The following is a 16,020-nucleotide window of genomic DNA, read 5'->3' on the forward strand; positions in this document are numbered from 1 at the left end:
GGCCGGAACGCCGGTGCCCGACGGCCGCGGCGGATAACGCCGTAGGCGTTATGCGCCCTACGGGTTGGAAAGAGGCGGCGCAGCCTGCAAGACAGTTGCTCCTACGCCCGTGCTTCCCTGAAACCGTAGGAGCGGACTCCGTCCGCGATTCGCTGGTTTCCGCCCTACGCCAACCCGTACTTCTTCACCTTGTCGAACAGCGTGGTCTTGGCCATGCCCAGGGCCGCGGCGGCCTGGCTCAGGTTGCCGGCGTGGCGTTCCAGGGCGGCCTGCAGCAGGCTGCGTTCGAAGGCTTCCACGGCTTCGGCGAAGCGCGGTTCGCTGGCGTCCGGGCCGAGGCCGCTGGCGGCCAGCACCGGCAGGCCGAGGGCGAAGCGTTCGGCGACGTTGCGCAACTCGCGCACGTTGCCCGGCCAGTCGTGGGCCATGAGGCTGGCGGCGGTGGCGTTGTCGATGGCCGGCGCCGGGCGGTCGAAGCGCAGCGAGGACTGCTGCAGGAAGTGCTCGAAGAGCATCAGGATGTCCTCGCGCCTCTCGCGCAGCGGCGGCAGTTGCAGGGTGATGACGTTGAGGCGGTAGTAGAGGTCGCTGCGGAAGCTGCCTTCGCGGCCCATGGCGGCCAGGTCCGACTTGGTCGCGGCTATCACCCGGCAATCCACCGGGATCAGCTGGTTGGAGCCCAGGCGCTCCAGCTGGTGTTCCTGCAGCACGCGCAGCAGCTTGATCTGCAGGTTCAGCGGCATGCTCTCGATCTCGTCGAGGAACAGGCTGCCGCCGTCGGCGTGCTCGATCTTGCCGATGCGCCGCTTGCCGGCGCCGGTGAAGGCGTGGGCCTCATGGCCGAAGATCTCGCTGTCGATCAGGCTTTCCGGCAGGCCGCCGCAGTTCAGCGCGACGAAGGCCTTGGCCTGGCGCCGGCTGTAGTCGTGCAGGCAGCGGGCGACCAGCTCCTTGCCGGTGCCGGTCTCGCCCTCGATGAGCACGTTGGCCGAGGTGTCGGCGACGTTGGCGATCAGCTCGCGCAGCGCCTGCATCGCCGGCGAGCGGCCGATCAGCCGGGCTTCCAGGGCCTGGCGCCCGGCCAGCTGGCGGCGCAGCTGGCCGATCTCGCGGCTGAGCCGGCGGCGTTCCAGGGCGCGCCGCGCCACGTCCACCAGGCGCTCGGGGGCGAAGGGTTTTTCCATGAAGTCGTAGGCGCCGTCGCGCATGGCCTGCACGGCCATGGCGATGTCGCCGTGGCCGGTGATCAGCACCACCGGCAGCTGGGCATCCTTCTCGCGCAGGCGGGCCAGCAGTTGCAGGCCGTCCATGCCGGGCAGGCGGATGTCGCTGACGACGATGCCGGGGAAGTCGGCGCCCACGCGCCTGAGGGCTTCCTCGGCGCTGGCCACGCCGTCGCTGTCGATGTCTTCCAGGGCCAGGGCCTGCTGGCAGCCGAGCAGCACGTGGGGGTCGTCCTCGACCACCAGTACGCGGAGTTTTTCGTCGCTCATGGCGTGGGTTCCTGAGTGGGCAGCAGCGGCAGGCTGAGTTCGAAGGCGGTGCCGCCGGCCTCCGGGTGGGCCACGCCCAGGCTGCCGCCGGCGGCGGTGGCGAGGCTGGCCGAGAGCGTCAGGCCCAGGCCCAGGCCGTGCTCGCCGGGCTTGGTGGTGAAGAAGGGTTCGAACAGGTGCTCGCGGGCTGCCGGCGGGATGCCCGGGCCGTTGTCGCGCACCGTCAGGTGGTACTGTGCGCCCTCGCTGCGGCCGTTGAGCCAGAGCTGGCGGTCGGCCTGGCCGCTCATGGCGTCCAGGGCGTTGGCGACGAGGTTGACCAGTATCTGCTCCAGGCGCGTCTGGTCGATGCCCAGGCAGGCGTCGTCGAATTCGCGGTGCAACACCAGCGGGCAGTCCTTCAGGCGCACCTGCAGCACCCGCAGCGCGGCGTCCACCGCCTTGCCCAGGCGCGCCTGGCCGTGGTCGTCGGCGCGCCGGGCGAAGGCGCGCAGGCTGGCGGTGATGCGGCCCATGCGGTCGACCATCTCGTTGATGGCTTCCAGGTTGCTGCTGGCGGTGTCCAGGGCGCCGCGCTGGAGGAAGCGCACGGTGTTGCCGGAGAGGGTGCGCAGCGCGGCCAGCGGCTGGTTCAGCTCGTGGGCGATGCTGGTGGACATCTGCCCGATGACCGCCAGCTTGCCGGCCTGGACCAGGCGGTCCTGGGCCTTGCGCAGGGTGTCCTCGGCCTGGCGGCGCTCGCGGATCTGTTCACGTAGATGCTGGTTGCTGGCGCGCAGGTCGGCGGTGCGCTCGGCAATGCGCCGCTCCAGTTCGTTGTTGGCCTGCTGCAGCGCCTCGCGGGCGGCCAGGCGGGTGGCCAGGACCTTGCGCCGCTCGTTCCAGGCGATCAGCAGGAACGCCAGCAGGGCGAAGCCCACCGCGGCCAGGGCGCCGTGGATCATGGCCTCGCGGCGCACGTCCTGCAGCGGGCTGAGCAGGGTGAAGTCCCAGGGCGTGTCGCCCAGGCGGCGGGTCTGCTTGAGGTACAGGTGCTCGGCATGGGCCACGCCGTTGGCGTCGTGGTCGCGGAAGCCGATTTCCTCCACGCCCTCGCCCAGGTCGCGGCGCGAGCTGGGCTGCCATTCGTTGAGCGCCCACCAGTAGTACTGCAGGCTGCGCGCCAGGCGCTCCTTGTCCGCGGCGCTGAGCGGGCGCACCGCCTTCAGGCGCAGCTGCGGGTTGCTGGAGAGGATGATGATGCCGTTCTCGTCGCTGACGAAGGCCTGCAGCTGGGCCTTCTCCCAGCGCTCCTCCAGGGCCTCCATCTTCACCTTGACCACCGCCACGCCGACGATGCGCCCGCCGTGCACCAGGCCGTGGGCCAGGTAGTAGCCGGGCTCGCCGACGGTGCTGCCGATGCCGTAGAAGCGCCCCGGGCGGCCCTGCACGGCGTCCTGGAAGTAGGCGCGGAAGGACAGGTCCTCGCCCAGGTAGCTGTCGGCGTCCTGCCAGTTGCTGGTGGCCAGCACCCGGCCGGAAGTGTCCAGCAGGTAGATGGCGCGGCTGCCGGCGCGGCGGTTGAGGCCTTCCAGGTAGGTGTTGACCTGGTCGCGGCGATAGGGCGTGGGCTCCAGCAGCAGGCGGGTGACGCCGCTCTCCAGCTCCAGCAGGCTGGGCAGGTAGGTGTAGCGGCTGATCTCGCTTTCCACCCCGCGGGCGTGCAGCTCCAGCTGGCGTTCGCCGCTGGCGACCAGGGCGCGGGTGCCGGCGCCGGCGCTGACCAGGTAGCCGCCATAGCCGAAGCCGAGCATCAGCAGGATCAGCGGGATCGGCAGCAGCAGGTTGCGCACGAGGCTGGGCTTCACGGTCGGCGGTGGCAGGGTCAATGGCTGGGCGGGCATTGCATCACAGTCGTCGGAAGCGGGCCAGCCCGCTGCCGGGGCCGAGCCGATGGAGAGGCTCTTCGTAGGAGCGAGGGGGACGCCTAGTTCTTGCTCGCGAACCGGGGATTGTTCGCGAGCAAGCTCGCTCCTACGAGAAACCGGGGTTTCAGCCGGTGATAGGTATCGCTGCGCTCCACCCATCCTACGCAGGGGCGTGGGCAGGGCTTCAGTGGGTGAGGATCTTGGCGAGGAACTGCCGGGCGCGCTCGGAGCGGGCCTCGAGGTCGCCGAAGAACGCCTCCTTGGCGCAGTCTTCGACGATCTGCCCGCGGTCCATGAAGATCACCCGGTCGGCCACCTTGCGGGCGAAGCCCATCTCGTGGGTCACGCACATCATGGTCATGCCTTCCTGGGCCAGCTGGACCATCACGTCGAGCACCTCGTTGACCATCTCCGGGTCCAGCGCCGAGGTGGGCTCGTCGAACAGCATCACGATCGGGTCCATGGCCAGGGCGCGGGCGATGGCCACGCGCTGCTGCTGGCCGCCGGAGAGCTGGCCGGGGTGCTTGTGCGCGTGGGCCTTCAGCCCGACGCGGTCGAGCAGCGCCAGGCCCTTTTCGGTGGCCTCGTCCTTGCCGCGGCCGAGCACCTTGACCTGGGCGATGGTCAGGTTCTCGGTGATGGTCAGGTGCGGGAACAGCTCGAAGTGCTGGAACACCATGCCCACCCGCGAGCGCAGCCTGGGCAGGTTGGTCTTCGGGTCGGCGATGGAGGTGCCGTCGACCACGATGTCGCCCTTCTGGAACGGCTCCAGGGCGTTGACGCACTTGATCAGCGTCGACTTGCCCGAGCCGGACGGGCCGCAGACCACCACCACCTCGCCCTTGCTCACCGAGGTGCTGCAGTCGGTGAGGACCTGGAAGTCGCCGTACCACTTGTTGACGTTCTGGATGGTGATCATAGGGCTAACCCTTTCTGCAGGCGCTTGACCGCGAAGGATGCGGTGAAGCTGACGATGAAGTAGACGAGACCGGCGAAGATCAGGAATTCGTGGGGCTGGCCGATGATGTCGCCGCGCGAGCGCGCCGCGTTGAGGAAGTCCATCAGGCCGACGGTGTAGACCAGCGAGGTGTCCTGGAACAGGATGATGCTCTGCTGCAGCAGCAGCGGGGTCATCTTGCGGAACGCCTGGGGCAGGATGATCAGCCGCATGCACTGGCCGTAGGTCATGCCCAGGGCCTGGGCCGCGCCCATCTGGCCTTTGGGAATGGCCTGGATGCCGGCGCGGACGATCTCGCAGAAGTACGCCGCCTCGAACATCACGAAGGCCACCAGGCAGCTGGTGAAGGCTCCCACCGGGGTGTCGCTGCCGGTGATCCAGCGCAGGATGTAGGGCACCGCCAGGTAGAACCAGGTGATCACCAGCAGCAGCGGGATGGAGCGGAAGTAGTTGACGTAGAAGCCCGCCAGGTTGCTCAGCAGGCGGTTGTGGGACATGCGCATCAGCGCCAGCAGGGTCCCCAGCACCACGCCGCCGACCACGCCCAGGGCGGTCAGCTGCAGGGTCATGGCCATGCCGTCCCACAGGCCCGGCAGCGCCGGGACGATCGAGCTGAAATCCATCACTTGCCCCCCACGGAAATCAGGCCGGGCAGCGCGACCTTGCGCTCCACCAGGCGCATGAACAGCATCAGGCTCATGTTCAGGGTGAAGTAGATCAGCGTGGCCAGGGTGAAGGCCTCGAACAGGTTGGCGCTGAATTCGGCGGTCTGCTTGGTCTGCGCCAGCAGCTCCATGAGGCCGATCAGCGAGGCCACCGAGGAGTTCTTGAAGATGTTGAGGAACTCCGAGGTCAGCGGCGGGATGATGATGCGGAAGGCCTGCGGCAGCAGCACGTAGCGGTACACCTGGGGCAGGCTGAAGCCCATGGCGCGGCCGGCGGCTATCTGCCCGCGGGGCAGGGCCTGGATGCCGGTGCGCACCTGCTCGCACACCCGCGCCGCGGTGAACAGGCCCAGGCACACCACCACGCTGATGAAGGCCGAGGTTTCCGGCGCCAGGCCGAGCTTGAACCAGTCCTGCAGCGGCTGCGGCAGCAGGTCCGGGACCAGGAAGTACCAGAGGAACAGCTGCACCAGCAGCGGCACGTTGCGGAACAGCTCGACGTAGCCGGTGCCGATGGCCGACAGCCAGCGGTTCGGCGCGGTGCGCAGCACGCCCAGCACCGAGCCCAGCGCCAGGGCGACGAGCCAGGCGGTGAGGGCGACGGCGATGGTCCAGCCCAGGCCGGTGAGGTACCAGTCCAGGTAGATCTCGTCGCCGATCCCGGTGGACTTGAAGAACACGCTCCAGTCCCAGTTGTAGTTCATGCAGGTTTCCCTCGAAGGCCCCCGTGAGGGCGTCGAAACGGCCGGAACGCGGCGCGCGGGCGCCCGCGCCCGTGGGTGACGGGCGTGTTCCGCTGGTGGATCAGGAAGAAGGAAGAGGAGGCCGGGAGCGCCGCCGGCGCTCCCGCTCCCCGCCAACCCGCGCCTCGTGAGCACGGGCTGGCGCCACCGTTACATCTGCTCGGCAGACTTGTCGGTGGGACTGGCGATCAGCTTCTTGAGCGTGTCGCTCATCGGGAATTCGAGGTTCAGGCCCTTGGGCGGCACCGGCTGGGTGAACCACTTGGCGTAGATGTCGTTGATCTGCCCAGAGGCGAAGGTGTCGGCGATGGCCTTGTCGACCACCTGCTTGAAGCCCTCGTCGCCCTTGCGCACCATGCAGCCGTAGATTTCGTAGGACTGCGGGGTGCCGACCACCGTCCAGTCGTCGGGCTTCTTGGCCTTGGCCATTTCGCCGTAGAGCAGCGCGTCGTCCATCATGAAGGCCACGGCGCGGCCGGACTCGAGCATCAGGAAGGACTCGCCGTGGTCCTTGGCCGAGATGATGTTCATGCCCATCTTCTTCTCGGCGTTCATCGACTTGAGCAGGCGCTCGGAGGTGGTGCCGGCGGTGGTCACCACGTTCTTGCCCTTGAGGTCGGCGAAGTCGCTGATGCCGCTGGTCTTCTTGGTCAGCAGGCGGGTGCCCACCTCGAAGATGCCGAGGGAGAAGTCGACCTGCTTCTGGCGCTCCAGGTTGTTGGTGGTGGAGCCGCACTCGATGTCCACGGTGCCGTTCTGCACCAGCGGGATGCGCGTCTGCGAGGTGACCAGGTTGTAGCGCACCTTGAGGTCGGACATGCCCAGCTGCTGCTTGACCGCCTCGACCACTTTCAGCTGCAGGTCGTGGGAATAGCCCACCGGCTGGCGCGGGTCGTCGGCCAGGTAGGAGAAGGGAATGGAGGCGTCACGGTGGCCGAGGACGATGGTGCCGGAGTCCTTGATCTTCTTCAGGGTGCCGGTGAGTTCCTCGGAAAGGGCCGGAGTGGCGAACAGGGCGGCGACGATGGCCACGCCCAGCACACGGGGTGCGATACGCATTGATGCTTCCTCGACTTGTTCTGGTTGTTGTCGATCCTGCGGCAGGCGTACCCGGCGGCTGGCCCTCCTGGCGCCCGACGGGCAAGCGCGGCGCTGCCGCATGCTCACGGGAAGCTAGAGAGCAGGGACCGTGCCAGTCCCTTGTTATTTATGTAACTTTATGATTTTTAAGGATTTATATCTGGCGATGGCGCGCCGTCGAGGACGTCGGCGTTCGGTCTTCCGGATAGATGCCGTTTGTGCGTTCGGTTTTCCGAACGCGACTGGGCCCGCTCCTACAGTCCCAGGGAAGCACGGTCGTAGGAGCGGGCCCTGCCCGCGAATCGCGCGCAGGGCGCGCTCCTACAGGTGGGACAGCGGTGGCGGGGTAGGAGCGGACTCCGTCCGCGATAGGCCGAGCCCCGTTGCGAAATCGCAGATGAATCCGTGCTTCCCCGGCCCGTAGGGCGCATAACCGTTCGCGGTTATCCGCCGCCGGCCGGGGCACCGTTGCCGAGGGCAATGGCGGATAACGCCGTAGGCGTTATGCGCCCTACGGGCCTAGGTCGCCGGTGCCTGCTGGGCGTCCAGGCGATGGAAGCTACCCCACTCGCCGCGCCGGAACGGCTTGTCGCGGTCGGCCATGTAGGCGGCGATGCGTTCCAGCATCTGGTGGGTGGGCGCGCGCACGCCGGTCACGCCCTGCAGCGAGGCCAGCAGCAGGACCATGGCCAGCAGCAGCGGCGACAACGACGGCAGGCGGCGCTGCGTCAGGCAGAGGAAGGCGCCGCTGGCTGCCAGGCCGACGGCCAGCCCGCCGTAGACTTCCGCCGGCGAATGCACGTTGATCTGCAACCGCGACACCCCCACCAGCACCGCCAGCACGGCGCCTCCGGCCGCGGCGGCCAGGCGCCAGGCGGGGCGGGTGGGTAGCAGCAGGCTGCAGAGCACCGGCAGGACGCTGGCGGCCAGCATGCTGTGGCCGGACAGCCCGGTGAAGTTCCACGCGGGAATACCGATGCCCCAGCCCATGAAGGCCAGTTTGGAGACCAGGGTGGCGCCGGCGGCCAGGCCGAACAGCAACAGCCAGCAGTGGGCGTTGCGGCTTTCCCGGCGCAGCAGCAGCCAGGCATAGATGAACAGCGCGCAGGGCAGCAGCAGGGAGCTGTCGCCGAAGCGGGTGATGAGGTTCCAGAGGTTCATGGGCTTGCAGGCGGTCCTTCGAGGGGCCGAACCATAGCACAGCGAGGGCTCTGCCATGGGCCCGGCCGATCGGAGGCGGCTCAGGCGGGCTCGTCCTGGCGCGCCGCCTGGCCCTCGCGGCGCAGCAGCTCGTGCTTGCGTTCCAGGCCCCAGCGGTAGCCGCCGCTGCCGCCGTCGGCCGCCACCACCCGGTGGCACGGCACCAGCAGCCCCACCGGGTTGCTGGCGCAGGCGCGGGCGATGGCCCGGGGGTGGCTGTGCAACTGTTCGGCCAGTTCGCCGTAGCGCCGCATCTGGCCGCTGGGAATCTGCGCCAGGGCGTGCCAGACGCGCAGCTGGAAGGCGCTGCCGTGCAGGTCCAGGGGCAGGCCGGCGGTGCGTTCGGGCTGCTCCAGCTGGCGCAGCACTTGGCCCAGCCAGTCGCCCAGGCCGGCGTCGTCGCGCTGCAGCTCGGCGGCGGCGAAGCGTTGGCGCAGTTCCGCCTCCAGTTGCCCCGCTTCGTCGCCGAACAGCAGGGCGCAGACGCCCCGCGGGCTGGCGGCCAGCAGCACCTGGCCGAGCGGGCAGGGGGCGATGGCGTAGCGCAGCCGGGTGCCGGCGCCCTTCTGCCGGCGCTGCGCCGGGCTCAGCGCGGTGGGTGCCTCGTAGAGCGCGCGGGTGCCGGAGTAGCCCGCCTCCAGGGCGGCGTCGAGCACCGAACGCGCCTGCGGCAGGGCGGTGGCCAGGCGCTGCTGGCGGCGGGCCTCGGCCCAGGCCCGGGGCGTCAGGCCGGTGCGGGCCTTGAAGGCGCGGGCCAGGTGCGAGGCCGAGAGGCCGATGCGGGCCGCCAGCTCTTCCATGGTCAGCGGGCGCTCGGCCTGCTCCAGCAGCTGGCAGGCGGCGGCGACCAGGGCGTCCAGGCGCTGCGCCGGGCTTTCGCCGTCGGGCGTGCAGCGCCGGCAGGGGCGGAAGCCCGCGGCTTCGGCGGCCGCCGCGTCGGCGTGGAAGCGCACGTTGGCGCGGCTCGGCCGCCGCGCCGGGCAGCTCGGCCGGCAATAGACGCCGGTGGAGCGAACGGAAAACACGAAACGCTGGTCGAAGCCGGCGTCACGCTCGCAGACCGCCTGCCAGCAGCGTTCATCATCGGGAAGTGAGGGCATGGTGCTCTCCGTGGAGGACCAGGGACATGGGTAAATTGTCGGCGCCACCCGGCGGGCGGGCAATCCGTAATCGCTTTTCAAACTGCCGGCTACGCTTGCAGGAGGTCCGTCGAGAGCCCGCCATGCCCTGCCGCCGACTCCTTCACCACTGCCTGCTGCTCTGCGTCCTGCTGTGCCCGCCGCTGTGGGGCGCGGAACTGACGCTCAGCCCCCGCGAACGCAGCTGGCTGGAGGCCCATCCGACGCTGCGGGTGGGCATTTCCCGGGACGGCTGGCCGCCGTTCGAGATGGTCGACGCCCAGGGCGGGTTCCAGGGCATCAGCGCCGACTACCTGAACCAGGTCGCGCAGCGCCTGGGCCTGAGCCTGCAGACGCAGACCTTCGACGACTGGGCGCAGGTGATCGAGGCGGCGCGCAATGGCCAGGTCGACCTGTTGCCGACCGTGGCGCGCTCGCCCGAGCGCGAGCAGTTCCTCGCCTTCAGCCGGCCCTACCTGAGCACCAGCAGCCTGATCTTCGCCCGCCGCGACAGCAGCGTGCGGATGCTCGACGACCTGTCCGGCAAGCGCGTCGCCGTGGAGCGCGACTTCGCCGTGCACGACCTGCTGCGCACGGCGGTGCCGGGGGTGTCCTTCGTCATCGTCGACGACACCGCCGAGGCGCTCAAGGCCGTGGCCTCCGGGAACGCGGACGCCTACGTGGGCAACCTCATCTCGACCAACTACCTGCTCGGCCAGCTCAACCTGAGCAACCTCGAGGTGCGTGGCGACAGCGGCCTGGACAACAGCCAGGTGCGCTTCGCCGTGCGCCGCGAGCTGGCGCCCCTGGTACCGCTGCTCGACCGCGCCCTGGCCAGCATCGACGCCGACGAGCAGGAGCGCATCCGCCAGCGCTGGCTGCCGCAGCTCGACGCCTTCGACTGGATGCAGCTGCTGCAGGCGCTCTGGCCCTACGTGGCGGGCTTCTTCGCCCTGCTCACCTTCGTGCTGATCTGGAACCGCCGCTTGCAGATCCAGGTGGCCGAGCGCGCCCGCGCCGAGGCCGAGGAGCACCGCCAGCGGCGCACCCTGCTGGCGCTGATCAACGCCATTCCCGACCCCATCTGGTTCAAGGACACCGAGGGCCGCTACCTGGGCGCCAACCACGCCTTCGCCGAATGCCTGGGGCTGCCGGCCGAGGACGTCATCGGGCGCAGCGACGCCCAGCTGTTCAGCGATGCCGCCAGCGCCGGCCGCGGCGAGCGCGACCGCCAGGCGCTGTCGGCCAGCCAGCCGTTCGCCAGCGAGGGCTGGGTGGTCTACCCGGACGGCCGGCGGGTGCTGTTCGACACCCTGCGCAGCGCCTTCCACGACGACCACGGCGGGTTGCTCGGGCTGGTCGGGGTGAGCCGCGACATCACCGCGCGCAAGGCCACCGAGGAGGCCCTGGCCCAGGCCCGCGACCTGGCCGAGCAGGCGGCGCGGCTGAAGAGCGAGTTCCTGGCCAACGTCAGCCACGAGATCCGCACGCCGCTGAACATCATCATCGGCCTTGCGCATCTGCTGGAGCAGACCGCCCTGGACCCGCAGCAGCGCGACTACCTGGGCAAGATCCAGGGCTCGGGCCAGTACCTGCTGGAGCTGATCAGCGACATCCTCGACCTGTCCAAGGTGGAGGCCGGCCGCCTGGAGTTCGAGCACCTGGACTTCGACCTGGAGCGCCTGCTCGGCGAGCTGGTCGACCTGCTGGCGATCCGCGCCGCGGGCAAGGGCCTGAGCCTGGAGTGCCACATCGACCCGCGGCTGCCCTCGCACCTGCTGGGCGACTCGCTGCGCCTGCGGCAGATCCTGATGAACTACGGCAACAACGCGCTCAAGTTCACCGAGCGCGGCGGGCTGCAACTGGAGGTGCGCCTGGACATGCAGGCCGGCGACGAATACTGGCTGTACTTCGGCCTGCGCGACAGCGGCATCGGCATCAGCCAGGCGCAGCAGGAACGGCTGTTCGAGTCCTTCCGCCAGGCCGACAACTCCATCACCCGCCGCTACGGCGGCTCCGGCCTGGGCCTGGCGATCTGCAAGCGCCTGGCCGAGGCCATGGGCGGCGAGGTCGGGGTGGACAGCGCGCCGGACCAGGGCAGCCTGTTCTGGTGCCGCCTGCCCATGGGCCGGGTGGAGGACGCGCGGCCCATCGACCTGTCGCGCATCCTGCGCTCGCCCCCGGCGCCGCTGCTGCAGGCACCGGAGCCGGCGCCCGCGCAGGCCCGGGAGGAATTGCCGACGGAACAGCGCCAGCAGGCCGAGCAGGTGGTGCGCCGCCTGGCCCACCTGCTGGCCGCCGACGACCCTCGTGCCGGACGGCTGGTCGGCGAGCGCGCGGGCCTGCTGCGCAGTATCTTCAATGACGGGTACGACGACGTCGCGGCGAGCATCCGCCGCTTCGAGTTCGAGCGGGCCCTGGAAAAACTGCTGGTGTTGTCGCGCGAGCGCGACATCCGCATCTGACCGTAGAGGAGTGAGGCCATGGACAGCATGCTGGACCGGCCGGACCAGGAAGTGATCCTGGTGGTCGACGACCAACCCGACAACCTGATGCTCATGAGCGAGCTGCTCATGGGCCAGTACCAGGTGCGCGTCGCCGGCAGTGGCGCCAAGGCCCTGCGCCTGGCCGCCAGCGAGCCGCGGCCGGACCTGGTGCTGCTCGACATCATGATGCCGGAGATGGACGGCTACGAGGTCTGCCGCCAGCTCAAGGCCGACCCGCTGACCGCCGAGATCCCGGTGATCTTCCTCACCGGCATGGTCAGCACCGCCGACGAGCAGCGCGGCCTGGACCTGGGCGCGGTGGACTACATCACCAAGCCGATCAGCCCGCCGGTGACCCTGGCGCGCATCCGCGCGCACCTCAAGCTCAAGGCCAACGCCGACTTCCTGCGCGACAAGAGCGAATACCTGGAGCTGGAAGTGCGCCGCCGCAGCCGCGAGCTGCAGGCGGCCCAGGACGCCACCCTGGAAGCCATGGCCACCCTCTGCGACCTGCGCGACAACCCCCACAGCCGCCACCTGCTGCGCATCGAGCAGTACATGCGCCTGCTCGCCGACGCCCTGGCCCGCCGCGAAGGCGAGGCCGGCAGCCTGGACCTGGAGCAGATCGAGCTGCTGGCGCGCTCGGCGCAGCTGCACGACATCGGCAAGGTGGCGGTGCCCGACCGCGTGCTGCTCAACCCCGGCCAGCTCAGCCCCGAGGACCTGCTGCTGATGCAGAGCCACACGCGCATCGGCCACGACGCCCTGGCCGCCGCCGAGCGCCGCCTGGGCACCCCGGCGGAATTCCTGCGCTACGCCAAGGAGATCGCCTACGGCCACCACGAACGCTGGGACGGCAGCGGCTATCCACGGGGCCTGCACGGCGAGCAGATCCCGCTGTCGGCACGGCTGCTGGCGCTGATCGACTGCTACGACGAGCTGACCAGCCGCCATCCCTACCACGCGACCTTGTCGCCGGACGAGGCCCGCCAGCAGATCCTCGCCGCCAGCGGCAGCCACTTCGACCCACAGGTGGTGGAAGCCTTCGCCGAGGTCGCCGACGGCTTCGCCGCCATCGCCATCCGCTACGCCGACGACGACCTGGCCCTGGGCAGCGAGATCGAGCGCATGGCCGACGCCCTGGGGGAAAGCATCGAAATGACCACGACGCCACCATGATTCCGGCGGTCGGTGCTGGGCGCCACCCGGCGCATGTCGTATAAGGGGCGGCTGCGGCCGCTTGGGCCGGATAAGAACGACGACGGAGCCTGATGAAGACACCCAAACGCATAGAGCCGCTGATCGAGGACGGCCTGGTCGACGAAGTGCTGCGCCCGCTGATGAGCGGCAAGGAAGCGGCGGTCTACGTGGTGCGCTGCGGCGAGCAGCTGCGCTGCGCCAAGGTCTACAAGGAGGCCAACAAGCGCAGTTTCCGCCAGGCTGCCGAATACCAGGAGGGCCGCAAGGTGCGCAATAGCCGCCAGGCCCGGGCCATGGCCAAGGGCTCGCGCTACGGCCGGCGCGAGCAGGAGGAGGCCTGGCAGAACGCCGAAGTGGCGGCGCTGTTCCGCCTCGCCGGCGCCGGCGTACGGGTGCCCAAGCCCTACGACTTCCTCGACGGCGTGCTGCTGATGGAGATGGTCGCCGACGAAGACGGTGACGCCGCGCCGCGCCTGAACGACGTGGTGCTGGAGCCGGAGCAGGCGCGCGAATACCACGACTTCCTCATCCGCCAGATCGTCATGATGCTCTGCGCCGGGCTGGTGCACGGCGACCTCTCGGAGTTCAACGTGCTGCTCGGCCCCGACGGCCCGGTGATCATCGACCTGCCCCAGGCGGTGGACGCGGCGGCCAACAACCACGCCTTCCGCATGCTCGAGCGCGACGTCGGCAACATGGCCGCCTACTTCGGCCAGTTCGCCCCGGAGCTCAAGGACACCCGCTACGCCAAGGAGATGTGGGCGCTGTTCGAAGACGGCAAGCTGCAGCCGGACACCCCGCTGACCGGCCACTTCGACGAGCCGGAGGAAGAAGCCGACGTCGACGCGGTGATGCGCGAGATCGCCGCTGCCCTGCGCGAACAGGAGCGCCGCGAGGCGGCCCGCGCCGAGCAGGATGGCCCGCCGCGCGCCGAGGAACCGCCACCGCCGCCGTGGTTGCAGTGACTCCGCAGGCGGCGCGCCTGATCGCGCTGCTCGCCGCCTGTCCGCAGCGCATGGGCCTGCTGCGCGCCCTGCGCGAATACGGCCCGCCCGGCGCCTGGATCGGCGCCGGCTTCGTGCGCAACGCCGTCTGGGACCACCTGCACGGCCTGGCGCCCGGCACCCTGGCGGACGTGGACGTGCTGTATTTCGACGGGGGTAGCCTGCAGGCCGAGGCCGACGAGGCTTTCGAGCGGCGCCTGGCCCGGGCCTGCCCGCAGGCGCCCTGGTCGGTGCGCAACCAGGCGCGCATGCACCTGCGCAACGGCGACGCACCCTATGCCGACGTCGCCGACGCCATGCGCCACTGGCCGGAAGTCTGCACCGCGGTGGCGGTGCGCCTGGCCGACGAGGGCCTGGAACTGCTGGCGCCGCTGGGCCTGGACGACCTGTTCGGCCTGCGCGTCCGCCCCACCGAACACTTCCGCGGCAAGCCCGAGGCCTACCGCGATCGCCTGCGCCGCAAGAACTGGCCGAGGCGCTGGCCGAAGCTGGAGGTAGAGCGGTTGTAGCGACGCTGTATGCGTTTTTTCCGCGGCAACTGTGTACATACACCCCGCAGCGGCCCTGCTAGCGTGGCACGATCCCACCCGGAACCACCGCCATGCCCTTGCCGCACATCCTCCTCGCCCTGCTGGTCACGCTGATCTGGGGCGTCAACTTCGTCATCATCAAGGTCGGCCTGCACGACTTCCCGCCGCTGCTGTTCTGCGCCCTGCGCTTCGCCCTGGCGGCGCTGCCGCTGGTGTTCCTGCGCGGGCCGCTGCCGGCGCCGTTCTGGCGCATCGTGCAGATCGGCGTGCTGCTCGGGGTGGTCAAGTTCGGCCTGCTGTTCGTCGGCATGCACCTGGGCATGCCTGCCGGGCTGTCGTCCCTGGTGTTGCAGAGCCAGGTGTTCTTCACCGTGCTGATCGCCGCCGCCTTCCTCGGCGAACGCCCCAGCCGCCGCGCCCTGGCGGGCCTCGCCGTGGCCGCCGCCGGGTTGCTGCTGATCGGCCTGGAACGCCCACTGGGCGACAGCCTGCTGGCCTTCGCCCTGGTGATGGCCGCGGCCCTGGCCTGGGCCTTCTCCAACATCGCCACCAAGCGCTCCGGGGCCAGCGACATGCTGCGCCTGATCAGCTGGGTGAGCCTGATCCCGCCGTTGCCGCTGCTGGCCCTGTCGTGGGTCTTCGAAGGCCCGCAGGCCATCTCGGCGGCGCTGACCGGCATCAGTTGGGAAGGGATGGGCGCGCTGCTCTACATAGCCTTCCTCGCCACCACCGTGGGCTTCGGCCTGTGGAGCTTCCTGCTGCGCCGCTACCCGGCCAGCCAGGTCACCCCCTTCGCCCTGGCGGTGCCGGTCTCCGGCCTGCTGTCCGGCTGGCTGCTGCTGGGCGAACGACTCACCGCCCAGGACTGGCTGGCCTGCGCGCTGGTCTTCGTCGGCCTGGCGGTGACGGTGCTGCAGGCTTCGGTGTGGCGGCGTGGGGCGATGGCGCAGGCGCGCGGCTGATTCCGCTCAGGCGGCCGCTGCGGCCCAGTCGTAGGGCGGATAACGCCAACGGCGTTATCCGCCGATGGCGGCGGATAAAGCGTTCCGCTTTATGCGCCCTACGGTGGAGTCCAGCCCAGTGACAGCGACTCTCTCGATTCCGGTCCTTTCGCTGGCCGGCAGCCGTAGTGGTTGCCGACGTGATGCATTTCCCTTCTCGGCACGGACTAGCCCCTCTCCCTTCAGGGAGAGGGTTGCGGACTCCGACGATGCTCCGGAGCCTGGCTTGACTCCGCACCCCCTCCCTAACCCTCCCCCGCAAGCGGGAGAGGGGACCGTTGGGCAGAACGAGGGGCCATGCAGTCAGCCGGAGGTATCCGTGATCGATTCCGGGCCAACCGGTGAGCGACGAGCTGCCCGAGTGCTCCGAACGGCCCCCTCTCCCTTCAGGGAGAGGGCTGGGGAGAGGGTTGCGGACGATGCTCCGGCGCGTGGCTTGACTCTGCACCCCCTCCCTAACCCTCCCCCGCAAGCGGGAGAGGGGACTGTTGGGCAGAGTGAGGGGCCATGGAGTCAGCCGGAGGCATCCGTGAGCGATTCCGGGCCAACCGGCGAGCAACGTGCTGCCCGAGTGCTCCGAACGGCCCCCTCTCCCTTCAGGGAGAGGGCTGGGGAGAGGGTTGCGGACTTCGACG

Annotated in this window: 13 protein-coding genes; 5 read left to right on the plus strand and 8 right to left on the minus strand. The window is 69.8% G+C overall.

Going from position 1 to position 16,020, the window contains the following annotated elements:
- Positions 1-164 precede the first annotated feature (164 nt).
- The 8 genes from VV867_RS30080 to ada all read right to left on the minus strand — a co-directional run bounded on the left by VV867_RS30080 (position 165) and on the right by ada (position 9,146).
- A complete protein-coding gene (locus tag VV867_RS30080; RefSeq protein WP_328568359.1) occupies positions 165-1,493 on the minus strand; it encodes a sigma-54-dependent transcriptional regulator in 1,329 nt (442 codons plus the stop codon).
- Positions 1,490-3,376: a sensor histidine kinase gene (locus VV867_RS30085; protein ID WP_328568360.1), complete on the minus strand. Its 1,887-nt coding sequence runs from the start codon at positions 3,374-3,376 to the stop codon at positions 1,490-1,492. The genes VV867_RS30080 and VV867_RS30085 overlap by 4 nt, the downstream gene beginning before the upstream one ends.
- Positions 3,377-3,584: 208 nt before the next feature.
- Entirely contained in the window at positions 3,585-4,319 is a 735-nt protein-coding gene (locus VV867_RS30090; RefSeq protein WP_328568361.1) for an amino acid ABC transporter ATP-binding protein, read from the minus strand.
- On the minus strand, positions 4,316-4,984 hold the full coding sequence (locus VV867_RS30095; RefSeq protein ID WP_275628698.1) for an amino acid ABC transporter permease: 669 nt from the start codon (positions 4,982-4,984) through the stop codon (positions 4,316-4,318). Before VV867_RS30095 ends, VV867_RS30090 begins: the two co-directional genes overlap by 4 nt.
- The gene (locus VV867_RS30100) at positions 4,981-5,727 is read right to left on the minus strand and encodes an amino acid ABC transporter permease (RefSeq protein ID WP_109934194.1); all 747 of its coding nucleotides are present in this window, start codon (positions 5,725-5,727) and stop codon (positions 4,981-4,983) included. Before VV867_RS30100 ends, VV867_RS30095 begins: the two co-directional genes overlap by 4 nt.
- A gap of 189 nt (positions 5,728-5,916) precedes the next feature.
- Positions 5,917-6,825: a glutamate/aspartate ABC transporter substrate-binding protein gene (locus VV867_RS30105; protein WP_328568362.1), complete on the minus strand. Its 909-nt coding sequence runs from the start codon at positions 6,823-6,825 to the stop codon at positions 5,917-5,919.
- Between the two features lie 540 nt (positions 6,826-7,365).
- Entirely contained in the window at positions 7,366-8,007 is a 642-nt protein-coding gene (locus VV867_RS30110) for a phosphatase PAP2 family protein (protein ID WP_328568363.1), read from the minus strand.
- A gap of 80 nt (positions 8,008-8,087) precedes the next feature.
- Positions 8,088-9,146, minus strand: a complete 1,059-nt coding sequence (gene ada, locus VV867_RS30115) for a bifunctional DNA-binding transcriptional regulator/O6-methylguanine-DNA methyltransferase Ada (RefSeq protein WP_328568364.1) — start codon at positions 9,144-9,146, stop codon at positions 8,088-8,090.
- Positions 9,147-9,268: 122 nt separating this feature from the next.
- Between ada and VV867_RS30120 the strand changes: the two genes are divergently transcribed.
- The 5 genes from VV867_RS30120 to VV867_RS30140 all read left to right on the plus strand — a co-directional run bounded on the left by VV867_RS30120 (position 9,269) and on the right by VV867_RS30140 (position 15,346).
- A complete protein-coding gene (locus VV867_RS30120) occupies positions 9,269-11,629 on the plus strand; it encodes an ATP-binding protein (protein ID WP_275628702.1) in 2,361 nt (786 codons plus the stop codon).
- A gap of 18 nt (positions 11,630-11,647) precedes the next feature.
- A complete protein-coding gene (locus VV867_RS30125) occupies positions 11,648-12,829 on the plus strand; it encodes a response regulator (protein WP_328568365.1) in 1,182 nt (393 codons plus the stop codon).
- Positions 12,830-12,921: 92 nt separating this feature from the next.
- On the plus strand, positions 12,922-13,815 hold the full coding sequence (locus VV867_RS30130) for a PA4780 family RIO1-like protein kinase (RefSeq protein WP_089389654.1): 894 nt from the start codon (positions 12,922-12,924) through the stop codon (positions 13,813-13,815).
- A 50-nt stretch (positions 13,816-13,865) separates the two neighbouring features.
- Entirely contained in the window at positions 13,866-14,363 is a 498-nt protein-coding gene (locus VV867_RS30135; protein WP_109934668.1) for a nucleotidyltransferase family protein, read from the plus strand.
- A gap of 92 nt (positions 14,364-14,455) precedes the next feature.
- Entirely contained in the window at positions 14,456-15,346 is an 891-nt protein-coding gene (locus VV867_RS30140) for an EamA family transporter (RefSeq protein ID WP_328568366.1), read from the plus strand.
- Positions 15,347-16,020 lie beyond the last annotated feature (674 nt).

The sequence above is a fragment of the Pseudomonas sp. JH-2 genome (assembly GCF_036231725.1).
Lineage (GTDB): Bacteria > Pseudomonadota > Gammaproteobacteria > Pseudomonadales > Pseudomonadaceae > Pseudomonas > Pseudomonas delhiensis.